This window comes from Pedobacter sp. B4-66 (genome assembly GCF_018492665.1).
GTDB lineage: Bacteria > Bacteroidota > Bacteroidia > Sphingobacteriales > Sphingobacteriaceae > Pedobacter.
This window is the reverse complement of record NZ_JAFVME010000012.1, coordinates 124870-141504: the sequence shown is the minus strand read 5'-3', so window position 1 is coordinate 141504 and position 16635 is coordinate 124870. Positions and strand designations below refer to the sequence as shown.

Below are 16635 nucleotides of genomic sequence, written 5' to 3'. Positions count from 1 at the left end.
GACATTAGACAACCGAATTCTAAGTTTTTACAAATCCATAGAACTTTTGGAGATCCCAAATATCAGTTTTTTATTTTTTAAGCTTAAGGCTGGTTTTTCAATTATGATCCACGAAAAATAAGCCAAAACTAGTACCGCACCTATAACTAACAACGGAGCCCATTCTTTTTCACCCAATTGATAATGCAATATTAGATTAATTACAGGCATGTGAAACAGATATAAACCATAAGAAATATCATTATGCTTTAATAATCTATTACTTAATCCCGTATTTGAATAAGCCAAAGATATAACCACTTGTGTTAAGATCAGTATAGATATCAACCCCCATATATTAGGCCAATAAGAAGGGGTAAATAAATGAAACCAATTTGAAAAGATTAAACAGTAAACTATGTACAGTAAAAGCCAAGACAAACCCTTATCCAAATACCAATGCTTAATTTTATCCCAGTTTTCATAAATAATAGCTCCTCCAAGAAAATAAAATAGGTAAGGCATTAAATTTAACCCTAACAGTTTCACCAAATAGGATTCAGAGGATTTAAAATTCTGATCATACCACATGTTATAAGCTATGGATACTCCCATAAGAATCAAAAGCAATGTAACTTTATTAATTCTTAAATTCTTTACCGACCAGAAAAATAACGGCAGAAAAAGATAGAAAGAAAACTCCAAAAAAATCGTCCACAAACTCCCATTTGGTGTTCCTACTCCAAACTCCCTTAACATCTGAGGAGTATAAAACTGAAAAACAGTAACTTGAGTCGCTGTCCAAGCAAAAAATTGCTTTGAAAACAGATTTGAACTGTTAACAAATCCTGTTATGAACAAGATTATCAAAACAAATAAAAAAGCAAACCATAGTGCTGGAAAAATTCTGAGGCATCTATTCTTGAGATATCCTGGCAAAGATGGATTTCTTTCGAAGGCCGCATAAATTAGAAAGCCACTAACTGTAAAAAATATAGGTACACCAGGAAAGAAACGTATAAAATTGGAAACTTCAGGAGCTATTTTTGAAGAAAGCCCTAAATGTTCGCGTGTATGCCAGAATACAACCTGGAGTGCCGCGAATAAACGAATTAAATCAAAATTATTTTCTCTTGATATAGTTGCCATAGTTATTATAAACTAATCCATTGTTTGGTTTTCAAACTTTCAATCGCTGCAAATGAGGCTTTTGTAGTATTAATAATTTCATCAAAAGGAATCAGAGCATCCCCTCCGCTTATTGTTCTTTCCAGAAGAAGTTTAAATTGAGCTTTGTGTCCTTTATCTAATCCCGTTTTCAGTTTAGAAAATGATTTAAACCCGAATCCAGTAGTAATCCTGAAATTATCCATAACAATTGTTCTCTCCTGAGAATAAACCTCCACTCTTTCTTTTGAGTATGACTTAGATCCATTAGAGAAATAATTTATAACACCTGTACTTCCATTCTCATACTCCAATAAGATAGATGCATTATCCGTATTCTCCTGAGGATTTGGGCCCATTGCATTCATACATACGGCTTTCACTCTGCTTCCAGTCAAATAAGTTATTAAATCAATGAAGTGGCATGCTTCTCCAATAATTCTTCCGCCTCCAACTTTCATATCATGAACCCAAACACTTGGCGGAATATGACCAGCATTCATAGTAGCAATTACATTCATTGGTGAGCCACCAACTAATTGTTTAATTTTCTGAATATGAGGAGAAAACCTTCTATTAAAGCCCACCGTAAGCGTCTTAGAACCGTTATAAGCTTTCAAAATCTGTTCTAGTTCATGCTCATTAAGTGCCAGTGGTTTCTCAACAAACACATGTTTACCATTATTCAGTCCGTCTACTACCATTTGCGCATGTTGATTATGACGCGTGGTAATCAGAATTAGATCAACATGCTCATCTTTGAGCATCTCATGATAATCAGTAGTACTTTTAGCAATATCGTATTTCTTAGCAAGAGCGGTACCACTAACGCCTCCGGCACTTACAATTGAAATAAGTTTAGCATCTAATGTTTTTAACGCCGGAAGCATAGTCATCTTTGTAAAATTACCTGCTCCAATAATTCCAACACCACCACTCCCTTTTTCAAAAGAATTTGTTTTCAACGTCACAGTGCTCGAAGAGTCACTTTCTAAAGGATATTCCAAAATAGAGGCAATAGAGCCCTGTCCACCTATGTTATCATAAATGTCTTTATAGTTCTCTAAGAGTACGCGCTCAGTTATCAGAGACTTCACCTCTAGCTTTCCGGTTGCAATTGCATGTAACACTGCTTCAAAATTTCTTTTTTCAGTCCAACGCACAAAAGGTAGCGGATAATCTATTCCCTTTCTTTCATAGTCTTCGTCATATCTTCCTGGGCCATAAGAACAGGACACTTGAAATGATAATTCCTTTTCATAGAATTCTGCTCTGCTAAGATCCAAGCCAATAACACCTACCAATACAATTCGTCCCCTCTTCCTGCTCATTTGAGCGGCCTGTGAAATAATGTCATTGTTTTTTGCTGAAGCAGTAATAATAACTCCATCAGCCCCTATGTTATTGGTTAAACCCAATACAGACTTAACCACATCATCACCAGCTCTTGGATTAACTCCAATAATACCCTTAGCTTTGGCCAATTCAATTTTCTTATCATCCAAATCAACCCCAATCACCCGACAACCATTAGCAACTAAAAGTTCCGCAGTCAAAAGGCCAATTAATCCTAAGCCGATCACAACTACAGTTTCACCAAGAGTTGGATTTAATAATCGAATGCCCTGCAAACCAATAGAACCTACAACAGTAAAAGCAGCCTCCTCATCACTAACGTTTTCAGGAACATGAGCAACTAAATTTTTTGGAATATTTACATATTCTGCATGAGCTCCATTTGAGGCAACTCTATCACCCACTTTAAATTCACTTATACCTTCTCCTACAGCCACTACTTTTCCAATATTGCAATATCCTAGCGGCAAGGGCTCCCCCAATTTATTAAACACCGCCTCAAGAGTCGGCATTAACCCCTCCGTTTTAATTTTATCTAAAACTTGCTTAACCTTATCTGGTTGTTGCCGTGCTTTTGAAATAAGATTGGATTTTCCAAACTCAACAAGCATACGTTCTGTTCCCAACGAGACCAGACTTCTAGTGGTTTGAATCAAAACACCTCCCTTGGAAACCTGAGGCGCTGGAATATTTTCTAATATTGTTTCTCCTGTTTTAAAGGATTGAATAATCTGCTTCATTTAAAAATATATTTTCTCTGTCTAATTTTTTACAGCTATCTATCAATTCTTGGTATTTTGTGGTCGATGCTAGTTCAATGAGATTACCAGGAAGTTTAGAAATATTATTAATATCCCAGGAGATTCCAACTCCATATTCCAATACCTTTTCGCTTAAATAAGTATTAGAAGAAACAATTATTGGCACATTAAAATAAATTGACTCATATAACTTATTTGGCAATGCCAGTCTAACGTTTAAATCAGTCGAATCATACATAACAAAATTGAAATCGATGTCTGCATAAATAGCTTCAAGATCGTTTGGATATTTAAACTCTCCGTAATAAAAAAACGTTTTATTATCGATGAAGGGTAGAATTCTGTTTAAAAGAGTACCTGAGCCATAAATATGAATTTCAAATCTCTCTGGGGATTGGGCCACGGCATCCAATAAATCAAGAATTTGTTGATACCTCAATAAACCAATAACCCCAATTTTTATTTTATTGCTACTTTTTATCAATCCCGGTGTTATATCTTTAAAAGATTTATACTCTAACTTATTTTCAAGAACTTTAATTTTAGAAGGTTGAACATCATATTTTTCATTTAAATATTGGCCAAATTTATAAGAGGTAACTATAATTTGATCTTGCTTACTTAGAAGATATTTATTTAAAACATCAAAAATCTTTAACTTAACCCTTCTCAAATCTCCTATCTCATATATTCTAAATTTGCATTTAAAGAACATTGATATTATTAAAAGATCAAATGAAAAAGCATAGATAACATCAAATTTTTCATTTAAGCCTTTAATTTTTGAATAATAATTAAATATCTTAAATATCCTTTTGTGGTATTTTTTGTTCTCAACTTTTCCTAGTATTACCTTTTTACAACCATCAGGGATACTATTTTTCTTAAAATAATCTCTTTGTTGGTATGCTACTGTAACTTCATGTTCGTCTTTTAATAGATTTATTCGCTTTATGAATCTTGGTTGCGAGTCTACGGGTAAAAGAATTAATATCTTCATTCTTAAAGGGAGATTTTAAAAATCAAAACTAATGATATGCTTTTTTTTTCATGGAAAATATCATTTACCCATTCGAATGACTCGCTGCAACTTTTAGTAGAAGCAAGTTTCAAAAAATACATTGTCTTCAAATTAATTTATATTTACTTTATTTTGTTTTCAATTGCCTTAATAGTCTCAACATGAATAGGGTCGCTTTTAAGTGGGTCTAAAATCTGACTAAAGTTATCTAAGTTTACTTTCTTCTCAGATTTATAGATTTTTATCGCTGATTTATAGACATTCCACATCTTCAATAATTCAGACACTCGTCCTTTTTCATCACTCGTCTTGGCAAGTTGATAAGCTGACTTCATTAAATTATCCGATTCACTCACATAGCTATCTGGAATTTGCGACAAATAGCTTAAATCTCTAAACGGCATAAACTGTCCTTTTCCGCTATTATACCATTTTGTATTAAACACGTCTACAGTCCAAAATTTCTCCCATATCTCATAAAACCTCCTAAGTTTAGGTGCAGCATCTTTCCCCGCCGCTTTGTTATACCACTCATTTAACAAAGCATCAACATCTTGATCAGGGTTCCACAATAATTTAGACATTATCCATGGTTTAGGTCCCTCACCCCAATTTGGATAAAGCTCTGCATAATAATATTTAATGTTATTCTTTTTGCCTAACTGAAGATAATCTTGCATGTGGTGGAACCAAACCCTAGGAACAAGATAGTTAAAGCCATAAGCATAGTCATACCAACCCAATGAAGAAGATTTTTGCTTCCATTCATTCATAATATCGATACCTAATTTCTTCACGGAAGGGTCCTTCCATTTTAACCTTTCATAGGTTATAAAAGGGATAATATTTGGATTTATGCTATTTCTTGGGGGTTCAGCTAAATTATTGTAGGCTAAAGTCCCAAACTTTTTATTCGGATAAATCTTATTTACTTTGGAAGCAACTTGATTCGCCCAATCAAAATAATCTTCAGAGACATCCTCCAAGCCGAGGAAATTATTTCTATTACTTCTTCTTGATTTTGAAAGCGAAGACTGATCAAAAACCTTATAGTCATTGGTTCCTAAAGAATAGGATGTCTTATCCGGATTTTGTTTAAAATATCTAACTATGTTATTTGCTGCTGAATCAGCTATTCCTTTTGCGGTGAAATTTGGTTGCCATTTATATTGGCCTGTTTTTGGCGTGGCCCTTTTTCCATTCTCCATACCATAGAAATCCGGATTTTTACGCAAGTATTGGTTAGGGGGAAACAGTTTATTCAGATTATGATGAAACTCGATCCTACCTCTAAATCTATTTAATCTAGCCCATACATCCAATGGCTTGCTAAGATTTATATTTGCCGGTGAGATTTGTCTGGAAAGAAAGACAGGATTATCTAAAATCTTAATATCCGGAATAATCAAGGAACTTTTCAACGGAACATACTCTCCCAATGCCGTAGGCATTAACCAAGTTATATCCAAAAATCTCTCTAAAAATTCATAAACACCAAATTCAGTCCCCCAATCGCTTCCACCAACAATAACAACACTTTTCTTATTAATGCTCTGAATTAAAAAGCCGTCCTCATCTAATCCATTTAAATCTATTCTTGATTTCTTAATGAAATCTGTATTTCCAATACTAATAAAGTTCCTTGAACCTGTTTGAGTTGTTATCTTTAAGTTAGCTCCTGTACTCTTTAATAGATACTTCTGTAAGGTTTGAGCAGCTTTCATAATTTGTTTACTGCTTTTCATCGGAACAACAATATCGGCAGAAGGTGCACTTTTATTTACTATTAACACCCCAGATGGATTCTGGTATATTTCATTACCCTTTGAAAGAAATGGGCCTATAAAAAAACATCCAAATATTAAAACCTTTAAATACTTCATAACTTCTAAATTAACCGACATTATTTTTATCATTTAATAGATCGTTAAAAATCCCACACAACACTCTATAATTATCCTCGTCTCTAAAATTTTCAGCCCATTGCTTATAGGCATTCTCTCTCATCTTCAAGTAATTATTTCGAGAATTCCAATTCTTAGTAATCAATTCTGCAATCTCTTCTAATTTAAAATCTTTACTTATTAAATACCCACAATCACTGTTTACGAGTTCCTTAGTAGCTCCCACATTTGTGGCGATTACTGGTATTCCAAAAGAAAAACTTTCCATAATGCTAACTGGAACTCCTTCGTACTCGCTAAAATTTAGAAACCAATGAAAAGCGTTTTTCTCATAAAATGAAAACAACTCAGTTTGCGACATTGTTCCATGAAAGAAAACTTCCACATTTGGGCTCGTAATAAAGTCTGCGTCGTTCTTTAGCCTACTCATTTCTTTTCCTCCTCCAATATGATGCCATTCTATTTTGACATCTTCTTTCCAGATTTTTAATAGGTCAATTATTAAATGAATTCGCTTTAAAGCCGTCAAATTGCTACATGAAACTAATTTAACCTTATCCCATTCTAATAAAGCACAAGAAGATGAACTATTACCCGTGCCCAAATAATTCAAGAAAATTTTATCAGACGAGATTTTGTAATCATAAATCAATCTGTTTTTAATATCATTTGAAATGGGAAGAAGAACATCGGATTTTGTGTAAATCTCTTGTCTTAAAGGAAGATAACCATTGTTTCTGTCTAAATAAAAGTCCCCGGCATGGAGTCTTGTTATTTTGGTATATCGTTGAACAGATTTGGCAGCAAATAAAGGAATTTCGGCCCAATAAGAGTATAACAGGCAATCAGAGCCGATAGTTTCGCTTTTACTCTTAAAATCCTTATATACTGCCCTATAAACTAGGAGAGAATTTATCCATTTAATTACCTTCTTCTTATTTAAGAATACCCTGGCCTTTATAAAATCTGAGATAAAGAATCCAACTGGACTAAAATTGAATATGCCTTTAACAATTCTATTAAGCCCCTGAGGAGATGATACAGGTAAAACTACTACATTAGGAGGTAAGGTTCTATTGATTTCAATAGAATATGGATTATACAGTGGCATTATAAAAACCTTATCAAAATTTTTGGAGATATGTCTCAACTCATTATCGAAATAAGTTTCTTTAGAGCCATATGGATATGAGGCTGTAAAACACAAAATATTTTTACTCATACAATTATATTCTTGCTACTACTTTCTTAAAAGGGTCAAAAACAAATAACAATAAGCAGAGCACTTTAATTATCCCAGATGGTCTAACTAAAAACGGTTCTTTAAGTTCCCCCATTATAAATACAATTAATAGTACAAAAATTCCTAATTTATATATCTTCCCCAAGTCGGTTTTAAACAGCCCTTTTGAATAAAGATAATAAAGGAAATAAAACATTATCGAACCTATTAAGCCAGCAGCAAACACAATCCTCACATACCCTACATCAGAATTGACTATTCTTCCAACAGTATCTTTTTTATTTTCAACACTGTCCCAGACCCCTTCACCAAATATTAATCCAGTTTCAGTTTTAGGAAAAAAATACATATTATTTAATACTGTCGTTGATCTAGTTTCAAAGCTTCCTGTCTTATTATAGTTATCAATCGATTCAAAGGCTCGAGAAAGTATTTTCTCGTTAAGAACCATCAACTTTTCTTTAGGGATCACTACTGCATAAAAATTATACGCGAGAATAGAAAATAATAAAACGCCTAGCGATTGTAAAATTAAAGGTTTTAACGATTTCTTATTTATGGCATTTTGTAAAATCAGCGCTCCAATAAACAATCCAGAAAAGATCATCCCTGTTCTTGCAATAAAAATTTGAGATATAAAGACTATAATAATAGCAATTATTATAGTCTTATTACTTTTTCCATTTCTAAACTTCGACAAATACAAATATCCAAGAATAAGAATGCATAAAGACTGAAGATATGAAAGTCCTGCCCCGCCAGTATTAGAGAACCCTTTAAGTCGAACGGAAGACACATGTCTTTCCTGAATAAGTAATACTGTTTCTACAATATCTCTAAATGTTCCACTTAAAAAACTGATTAACACAAAAATACTTTGCATTACAAGGACAACCGAAATCAAATAAAGTATGTTCTTTACTGGGTATCTTTTAATTAAATAAAAACCGAAAAGAAAAGCACCAAAAATTCCCTCCCAAAAAAACCAAAATGTTTGTTGTAGAAAACCAAAATGATATTTTCCAGAAAAAATTGTTACCCCAAAAAAATAGACGCTAAATAATATCCAGATTAGTAGCCCAGATTTTAGAAATCGATTCCCAAAGAATTGATTCATTAATTCTTTTTTATCTACAACTAGAAATAAGTAGAACAAGACTAACTTTGAAGAAGCAAAATTTATCCCATTAAATACCAGGCTATAAATAAAAACGAATAACAAAACCCCATCAAAAATTGTAAGTACCATCGATCTCTTTTCCATCTTACAAGCCTTTTTTGTATGTTAACAACAAAATCCCAGGAACTTTTAACCTCATCAGAAATGCTATTCGAGTAGAAAATCTAAACGCCTTCATAAAGATTTTAAATAACGGTGAGATTATTAATTTAATGTTTGAATCGGTATAAAAATCCTTTAAAATCGATTCAAACGCTTTACTTTTGTTTTTATCATTTGTACTCCTTATACTTCTATAACAAATTGTTTCAGCCAAAATAAGATACCCTTGAAGTTTTCGAAGAAGCATTGTTTCATCTTCTTTATTTAAAAAGTCAGAAAAATATTCAATGTACTTCTTAATCGCGTTTATTCTATTACTAAAGAAATCCATTTCATTCCAAACCAAGCGATCCTCATCCATTCTATGCAAAATATCATAATCAGTAATATTCATTAAATACTTGACTTTGTTATTTCTCTTTAATAATGCTCGGGTGTGAAGCTCAGGATCCTGCAATCTTTGAAAATCTTCATTAAAGCCATTTAATTCATTAATAAAATGGCTATCCCATACAGGTCCAGAGGTATGCCACACTACGTCTGATTTTAAGAAGCTCTTTAAAAAGAATCTTCTTTTATTAGTCGCGAGATAGTAGCGAAAAAGATAACCAGAAGATGGTCTTTCTTTTAAAAACACCTCTTTTTCCACTCCTCTACAATAGGCAACATTAAAAATATACATATCGAAGCCTGGAGTTTTTTCTATCCAATTATCTCTTTGCTGTAAACAGAAAGGCAGCAGAAGATCATCTGCATCTAGGAACAATAGATATCTTCCTTTAGAAGCTTTAATTCCTATGTTTCTGCAAACCGACCCTCCTCTTTTGTCTTTAGTATAATCAAGTCGCTTTAATACTCTAATTCTATCTGCATGACTTTCTTTAGAAGCGGCTATAGCTAATTCGTACGAATCATCTGTTGAACCATCATCTACAATTATTAATTCCCAATCTTTAAAGATTTGTTCTTTCACAGAATTTATCGTTTCTATGATATAGTTAGCCTTGTTATAAAGAGGTACAATTACTGAGTATTTAAATTGATGATTCATAATTACGCATTTGTATTTTTAACGATTTCTTGAAATTCATCAATTCTGTTCTTTAATTCATTGAGAGGTAAATCCCACCATCTTGATTCCAGTAGCTGTGTGCATACTTCCAGTTCAAATCTCGATTTTATTATTTTAGCGGGTGTCCCACCTACAATGGCATATGGAGGAACAAATCCTGTCACTACACTATTAGCAGCTACGATTGCGCCCGTTGAAATATGTGCCCCACTCAATATTACAGAGTGTGCTCCTATCCAAACGTCATGTTCAATTAAAATGCTGCCTTTCGAAACTAAATCAGATTTATGGTCTTTATTCTTTAAAATATTCTTGTTAATATAATATGTTGTAAATCTTGAATAATCATGATTGAACTCTTGAAACGTTACATTTTTTGCTATTGAACAATAATTACCAATTTTAATGCCATTAACAAGAGCATTCAAGTCAATATTCGGGCCCCAAATAGAGGTGAAATTTCCAATTTCTATGTTGCCATTTAAATCAGCTCTATAAATCTTACAATCGTGACCTATAGCAATTCTTCCTGATATATTTGAACCTTTTACGATCGTATTTTTACCTATTAATACTTGAGAACCAATATAATTTTGATTTTCAATCATTCGTTTTAAGCCTACCTTATTTATAATTTTTTGCAAAAAATTCATGGTGCCATTGTTATTGCTGATAGTACAAGAATTACCACAGATGATACTAAATTAACTAAAGAGCAGATTTCTATAATATTCATCTACAGCACTTTTGTTAAATTTCTCAAGTAATATTTTTCTATTGTTAACAACTCTATCATTAAAAATCTGGTTATATTCTTCAATGTCTTCTTGTGATTTAATCAAATCAGCCGAAATAACGCTTAGTCCCCAGTCGCTTAATGTTCGATATAATAAACTCTTGGGATGCATAATAATCAACTTCCCCATCCAAAGAAGAGACAAGGAGTTGTTTGCTGCCTGCTGCCTCAAATGAAAAAATACAACAATATCCACACTATTTATTAGTGCAAGGTATTCTTTTAATGGAAGAAACTCTTCTAAAAACGTCGCTTTACTACTCCAATTTTGTTTTGCCCGATTTTTAATTAATTCGCGATAGTTTACCTTTCCAGAGTATGAAAGAGGAAATATTACTCTATCGATATCTAGCTTTAAAGATTTTAAGTAGGATATAGCATCTATGTGATTGTTAGAAACATCCAATGAGTTACCCAATAATATCTCTAAACCATGTCCACCATGATTCCCTTCAACCAGATTATCTTCCGTTTTAAAAAGTTCATCACTTGATAAATAAGCAAAAGGAACATGGATAATATTAGGATTTAACCTTCTAGCTAATTCGAGATCTCCCATTACCCATGTACAGCAATATGTGATATTTTGAACCGCTCGGTAAGAATCGGTCTTTGAGATAAAGGATAGTATATATTTCTTAAATTTTCTTAATCGATCTTTTACCCAGATTCCCTTATTTACAACTTGTTCAGTTTCTGGCAATAGTAATTCAAAGTCCAGTTCTCTTATTTTATAACCATCAGCACCCCAAAAAATCCAATAAAATTGTTCGTACCCCTTATTTGCGAGAACAAATGCTGTAGACTCCTGACTTAAAAAATGGATAAAAACCTTTTTAAAATCAACAGCACGATAACCTTTATCTCTTAACTCTTCAAAGTCTTTGACAAGGATAACTTTCTCTTTATTCTTTGTATGCTTAAGCTCCTTCCCAAAAATAACGAAAGTATTGTCCGGTGTTTGACGGCTAAAATAATCAATAAAATAATCTACAAATGGGCTATCCTTTGCTAAGTGTAAATACATTAGTTTTTTAATTTAATACTTGTTAACATTGATAAAATATCTTTATATGCCTTTGTCTTAAATAAAACATTTAATAGCAGATATAATATGGCAAAAACGGTCAATTGTATACTAAATCCCAAAATAAAATTCAATTGAATCTTAGCAAACGTAAATTTGATCACCAAAAAGCAAATTGACACCAATAATAGATATGGGGCAAAGTTAAAGACAATAGTTTTAAGATTAAGATTTATAAGTCTACCCATTACATGCAATTCTGGGAAAAAGGCGCACGCGGATCCTATACAATACCCATAAACCATGCCCATTAGTCCTCCTAAATGCAGCCCAAAAACAATTCCAAAAATCATTAGGCCTCTTGAAAGTAACCCAATTTTAAACATTTTTTTTGTTTGTCCGAGTGACAAATAAATATTTCCACTAAGAGTCCCCAGAGCCTGAAGCATACCCAAAATGCTTAAAACTTGAAAGATAGGAATTACGGGCCTCCAGTTTTCACCATAAACTATCAAAATTACGGGTTCAGAAAGCATCGATAGACAAACCATAACAGGGAATGCTACAAATGCAATTATTCTTGAAATTTTTAAATATATATTTGCTATTTGCTCCTTGTTGTCTTGAATTAACGAAAATGATGGAAATAATACTTTAGCTAATGTCCCTGTAAGTTGTCTAACAGGTAAGAGCATTAGCGAATACGCTTTATTATAATAAGCCAAAGTATCTTTACCAAGGGTTCTACCCACCAATAAATTGTCAATATTTCTAACCCAATAATTAATAGATTGATCCGCTAACAATGGTAACCCAAATTTGATTAAATCCTTTATATACACCTTTTTGATAGATCTATTTGGGACCCACTTTACATGAAGATAATTTAAGTAGGTATTTAAAATTAATGCTATATAGGTTTGTGCTATTAAGGCCAAAATACCATACTTATAAAAGGCAAGTATTATCGCACAAACACCACTTATGATCGTTGATATAATACTCCGATAAAAAATCTGCTTAAATGCAACATCTTTCAATAGTTTATTATTCCAAACAATTCCAATAGAGTTAATTATAAAGGTAAAGGAAAGTATTTTGGTTACATTCTCTAATTTACTTTCCTTAAAAAAGGAAGCTATAAAAGGTGCTGAAAAAAAAACTATTAATGTCAAAAAACAACCTATAATTAGGTTAATCCAGAATACGGTACTGTATTCGTCATCTGAAACCTCTTTCTTTTGAATTAATGCGGCACCAAAACCAAAATCTTTTAAAACATTTAGAAAACCAATAGCTAAAGTAACCATTGCTAAGAGTCCGAAGTCGGCAGGACTAATTAAACGAGCTAATACTCCGGTAATAACTAAACCTATCAGAGTAATACTCAACTGATTTACTATAGACCAGAAAAACCCGCCAATTATTACTTTCTTAATTGAGCTCAAGATTTAAAAGTATTAATAATTGTTTCAATAATCACATCTTGTTCGGAATCACTAAGAGAGTAGTACAACGGTAGCCTTACTAATGCATCAGTGTAAAAATCCGCATTCACTAAATCCTCACCCTTATATTTATCTACATAAAACGGGCTTTTATGAAGAGACAAATAGTGAAAAACAGGATGGATATTTTTGGCCTTGCATGTATCAATGAGTTTGTTTCTCTGTTCAAGTCCCTCTGTTACCAAATAGTACATATGTCCATTGTTAGTCGCATAATCTGGGATAAAGGGAGTACGTAATATTTTATCGAGTCCTGCGGATTTGAATGAATTATCATACCGAGTCCATATTTCTTTTCTCCTATTCTGTATCTTATCCAAGTTTTCAATCTGAGCAAATAAAAAGGCCGCTATAATATCTGATGGTAAAAAAGATGACCCCACGTCTACCCAACCATATTTATCAACTTCCCCGCGGAAAAACGACGATCTATTTGTACCCTTTTCCCTAATTATTTCTGCCCTTCCAGCAAAACTGGGATCATTAATAGTTAACATTCCCCCTTCGCCCGAAATAATATTCTTCGTTTCATGAAAAGAAAATGCGCCCAAATGACCTATACTACCTAGTGGTTTCCCCTTGTAATAGCTATCTATTGCCTGAGCTGCATCCTCAATAACATAAAGGTTATGCTTCTCAGCAATATCCATTATTCTATCCATATCACAGGCTACACCCGCATAGTGAACAGGGACAATAGCTTTAGTTTTAGATGTAATTAATCCTTCAATTTTTGAAACATCAATATTAGGATTACTTTCCTCGCTATCTGCAAAGATAATTTTAGCTCCTCGTAATACAAATGCATTCACTGTACTAACGAATGTATAAGACGGAATTATAACCTCGTCACCAGGCTCTATATTAATCAATATAGCAGCCATCTCTAATGCATCAGTACAAGACGTAGTAAGAAGAACTTTACCGAAACCAAATCTCGTTTCAAAAAAATCATGGCATTTTTTAGTATACATGCCATCACCTGATATTTTTCCTGAAGCGACAGCCAGTTGTATATATTCAGTTTCATTTCCAGTAAGGTATGGTTTATTAAAAGGTATCATATTTATATATCTATGTAATAAGGGAGATTAACTTTATTTATTTTTTGAATGAATTATTGCAAATTTTGATTTCAACTTTAGAAAATATTCTTCTATATAATTATAAGATAAAATACTAACAAGATAGGTTAACAAAAACACTAATAAATACTCGGCTATCAAAGTGATCATAGAGCCCGTCTTAGCAAGAAAGCTATGAACAAAAGCAAAAGCTAAATACATAATAATCGGATGGTACATATAAATGCCATAGGATACTTCACCAAGTTTCTTAAAAATTTTATTTTCGAATCCATTTCTTACAATGTATCCTAAAATCAGCATAAACAATATTGCATTTAAATAAGGTAATGAGTTCGTTAGCAATGCTCCTGTTAAAATAACGGAAACAAAGTATATCAAAATATTTGAACTAAATATTTTTTCAAACTGTTTTTTCTTATTGATCAGCACCCAACTTAATAAGCCACCCATAGCCATAAATTCTATTTTTAACGAGTCTAAAAATCTCAAGGAGATAGCGATATCATAACCCATTTTTTTTGCACCTTTGGCTAGAATATATAAAGCAATTGGCTTACCAATGGCAATTATGATCAACATGAATGGCAAATTTTTATGATAAAATTTAACTAATAAGGGCCAAAACAAGTAAAATTGCTCTTCAACACTAACCGACCAAGACTGTGCAGCACCCACAACCGGGGGGAATATAATCAGTGCTAGATTTGACAAAAAGAAAATGAACAAAGTCAAATTCCCTCCATATTCTAGTTGAGAAATTCTAGTTTGATAATCTATTTCATTGCCCCAGAATGTGTGACCTAGTGTAATTGGAAGTATAAAGAAAGAAATAACAAGGATAATGTAATAGAGGGGCCAAATCCTCAATATTCTTCTGACATAAAATTTTCTTATTTTGATTGTATTAGTCGCTTTCTTTTCTTGCAGTAATAGATAGGTGATCAGAAACCCTGATAGTACAAAAAACAAGTAAACTCCGTTTTTCCCTAATCCACTTATAAAAGGCTTTATATAACGATTCTGGAATAAAGAAAGCTCCCCCACTCTATACTTATAAAGCTCTATATGGTGAAACATCACTGCGACGGCCGCAATTCCCCTCAACTCCGTTAAACCTTTAAAATATATTGGCTTCTCCATAGTTATCGAATAAATCTAGCTGGGTTTCCAACATACAATCCGGCCTTTTCCATATTTTTTATTACAACAGATCCACCTCCAATTTGGACTTGTTGCACTATCTTGATATTATCAATAATTGTTGCATTAATACCAATTATACAACTGTTTTCAACTGTAACAAAACCCGCAATTGCAACTCTTGGCGAAAGAAATGAGTTTTTACCAATTTCGGAATCATGGGCAATGCAGCACCCTACATTTATTAAAACATTCTCTCCAATGGTAACATTTTGATCAACTATACACCCTGGGTAAATTACAGCCCCTGCTTGAATAATACAAGAAGGGTCGATTAAGCAGTTAGAATGTATCAATTTCGCGAAGGGTATTTCAACTTTAAACTTATTAAAGACATCATTCCTGAACGTCATATGCTTATAACCAATGCCAATCAAAAGTTCATCGAATATTCCCTTCTTAAATTGCGAAGAGACATCATTGAGGTCACCTAGAACTGGAATATCGTTAACCAAAACTCCTTGATTCTTAAAATCATCAAAGAACCCAACAACTGTAAATTGGTTATCTTGAGTTGCATGGTAGGCGATTTGTTGACCTAGATCTCCTGAGCCGATGATTGCTAATCTTTTCATAATTCCATTAACTCTTCAATTCCTTTAATGAGCTTATTCTTTTATCAAAATGCGTGAAATTTTGATCCCGATCAATAAGCCAGGCATCTATTCCTAAAGATTGTGCCGGAATAACATCCAATTTCAAGGAATCTCCGATATACAAAATCCGATTGGGTTCAACATTCAATATTTCGATCGCACGTTTATAAAACTGAATATCAGGCTTGCTGACCTTCTCAACTTCTGAACCTATGATAACATCAAAAACAGTTTTACCAAAAATAGTTTCGATAAGATCTTGGAGAGAAGAATTAAAATTAGAAAGAATCGCTTTATTTATTTTTAGATTCTTGAGAGATTCAGTATCTTCAAATGCCCTCCAAGGTAAGTAGGAACATGCCTTAAATATTTCATCTAGAACCTTATCATTAGCAACAATTCCCAATGATATAAGAACTTCATAATTGAACGTCTTGTAAAATTCTGAAGAAGTTCTATCTGGGAAATGAATTATTTCTGAAAGCACCTTATGCTTTCTTCTCAACTCCATTTGATCAACCGTGATATTATTATTACTTAACACTTGCAGAATTCTATCCCATAAATCAGGCTTATGAATTAAAGTATTAGCCGCATCAAACAATATAAAATCATAATTTTCAATATTCATCCTC

The 16635-nt window shown here is 32.8% G+C and carries 14 protein-coding genes; all 14 read right to left on the bottom strand.

The features are described 5' to 3' along the window. Positions 1-27 precede the first annotated feature (27 nt). Positions 28-1128 (bottom strand): acyltransferase family protein, encoded by a 1101-nt coding sequence (locus J1905_RS19460; protein WP_214228898.1) that lies wholly within the window; start codon positions 1126-1128, stop codon positions 28-30. 5 nt (positions 1129-1133) lie between these two features. Further along, positions 1134-3242 carry a bi-domain-containing oxidoreductase gene (locus tag J1905_RS19455; RefSeq protein WP_214228897.1) on the bottom strand — a complete coding sequence of 703 codons (2109 nt, stop codon included), beginning with the start codon at positions 3240-3242 and terminating at the stop codon, positions 1134-1136. Further along, positions 3217-4263, bottom strand: coding sequence for a glycosyltransferase family protein (locus J1905_RS19450; protein WP_214228896.1), 1047 nt, complete (start codon positions 4261-4263; stop codon positions 3217-3219). The genes J1905_RS19455 and J1905_RS19450 overlap by 26 nt, the downstream gene beginning before the upstream one ends. Before the next feature lie 143 nt (positions 4264-4406). Continuing rightward, entirely contained in the window at positions 4407-6167 is a 1761-nt protein-coding gene (locus J1905_RS19445) for a DUF4838 domain-containing protein (protein WP_214228895.1), read from the bottom strand. Between the two features lie 10 nt (positions 6168-6177). Continuing rightward, entirely contained in the window at positions 6178-7410 is a 1233-nt protein-coding gene (locus tag J1905_RS19440; protein WP_214228894.1) for a glycosyltransferase, read from the bottom strand. Positions 7411-7414: 4 nt separating this feature from the next. Further along, positions 7415-8695, bottom strand: coding sequence for a hypothetical protein (locus J1905_RS19435; protein ID WP_214228893.1), 1281 nt, complete (start codon positions 8693-8695; stop codon positions 7415-7417). 1 nt (position 8696) lies between these two features. Further along, positions 8697-9764 (bottom strand): glycosyltransferase family 2 protein, encoded by a 1068-nt coding sequence (locus J1905_RS19430; protein ID WP_214228892.1) that lies wholly within the window; start codon positions 9762-9764, stop codon positions 8697-8699. A 2-nt stretch (positions 9765-9766) separates the two neighbouring features. Then, positions 9767-10438, bottom strand: coding sequence for a xenobiotic acyltransferase family protein (locus J1905_RS19425; protein ID WP_250318145.1), 672 nt, complete (start codon positions 10436-10438; stop codon positions 9767-9769). Between the two features lie 51 nt (positions 10439-10489). Next, positions 10490-11608: a TDP-N-acetylfucosamine:lipid II N-acetylfucosaminyltransferase family protein gene (locus tag J1905_RS19420; protein ID WP_214228891.1), complete on the bottom strand. Its 1119-nt coding sequence runs from the start codon at positions 11606-11608 to the stop codon at positions 10490-10492. Next, positions 11608-13056 carry an MOP flippase family protein gene (locus J1905_RS19415; protein ID WP_214228890.1) on the bottom strand — a complete coding sequence of 483 codons (1449 nt, stop codon included), beginning with the start codon at positions 13054-13056 and terminating at the stop codon, positions 11608-11610. The genes J1905_RS19420 and J1905_RS19415 overlap by 1 nt, the downstream gene beginning before the upstream one ends. Beyond that, a complete protein-coding gene (gene rffA, locus J1905_RS19410; protein WP_214228889.1) occupies positions 13053-14180 on the bottom strand; it encodes a dTDP-4-amino-4,6-dideoxygalactose transaminase in 1128 nt (375 codons plus the stop codon). The genes J1905_RS19415 and rffA overlap by 4 nt, the downstream gene beginning before the upstream one ends. A 33-nt stretch (positions 14181-14213) precedes the next feature. Further along, positions 14214-15344 (bottom strand): acyltransferase family protein, encoded by a 1131-nt coding sequence (locus tag J1905_RS19405; protein WP_214228888.1) that lies wholly within the window; start codon positions 15342-15344, stop codon positions 14214-14216. A gap of 2 nt (positions 15345-15346) precedes the next feature. Further along, positions 15347-15979, bottom strand: coding sequence for an acetyltransferase (locus J1905_RS19400; protein WP_214228887.1), 633 nt, complete (start codon positions 15977-15979; stop codon positions 15347-15349). Between the two features lie 7 nt (positions 15980-15986). Further along, complete coding sequence (locus J1905_RS19395) at positions 15987-16631, bottom strand: HAD family hydrolase (protein WP_214228886.1); 645 nt, start codon at positions 16629-16631, stop codon at positions 15987-15989. Between the last annotated feature and the right edge of the window lie 4 nt (positions 16632-16635).

Excerpts from the sequence above, each read along its gene's own strand:
- J1905_RS19445 (WP_214228895.1), bottom strand. The coding sequence starts at position 6,167 with ATGAAGTATTTAAAGGTTTTAATATTTGGATGTTTTTTTATAGGCCCA.
- J1905_RS19395 (WP_214228886.1), bottom strand. The coding sequence starts at position 16,631 with ATGAATATTGAAAATTATGATTTTATATTGTTTGATGCGGCTAATACT.
- J1905_RS19425 (WP_250318145.1), bottom strand. The coding sequence starts at position 10,438 with ATGAATTTTTTGCAAAAAATTATAAATAAGGTAGGCTTAAAACGAATG.
- J1905_RS19455 (WP_214228897.1), bottom strand. The coding sequence starts at position 3,242 with ATGAAGCAGATTATTCAATCCTTTAAAACAGGAGAAACAATATTAGAA.
- rffA (WP_214228889.1), bottom strand. The coding sequence starts at position 14,180 with ATGATACCTTTTAATAAACCATACCTTACTGGAAATGAAACTGAATAT.
- J1905_RS19440 (WP_214228894.1), bottom strand. The coding sequence starts at position 7,410 with ATGAGTAAAAATATTTTGTGTTTTACAGCCTCATATCCATATGGCTCT.
- J1905_RS19400 (WP_214228887.1), bottom strand. The coding sequence starts at position 15,979 with ATGAAAAGATTAGCAATCATCGGCTCAGGAGATCTAGGTCAACAAATC.
- J1905_RS19460 (WP_214228898.1), bottom strand. The coding sequence starts at position 1,128 with ATGGCAACTATATCAAGAGAAAATAATTTTGATTTAATTCGTTTATTC.
- J1905_RS19420 (WP_214228891.1), bottom strand. The coding sequence starts at position 11,608 with ATGTATTTACACTTAGCAAAGGATAGCCCATTTGTAGATTATTTTATT.
- J1905_RS19405 (WP_214228888.1), bottom strand. The coding sequence starts at position 15,344 with ATGGAGAAGCCAATATATTTTAAAGGTTTAACGGAGTTGAGGGGAATT.
- J1905_RS19430 (WP_214228892.1), bottom strand. The coding sequence starts at position 9,764 with ATGAATCATCAATTTAAATACTCAGTAATTGTACCTCTTTATAACAAG.
- J1905_RS19435 (WP_214228893.1), bottom strand. The coding sequence starts at position 8,695 with ATGGAAAAGAGATCGATGGTACTTACAATTTTTGATGGGGTTTTGTTA.
- J1905_RS19450 (WP_214228896.1), bottom strand. The coding sequence starts at position 4,263 with ATGAAGATATTAATTCTTTTACCCGTAGACTCGCAACCAAGATTCATA.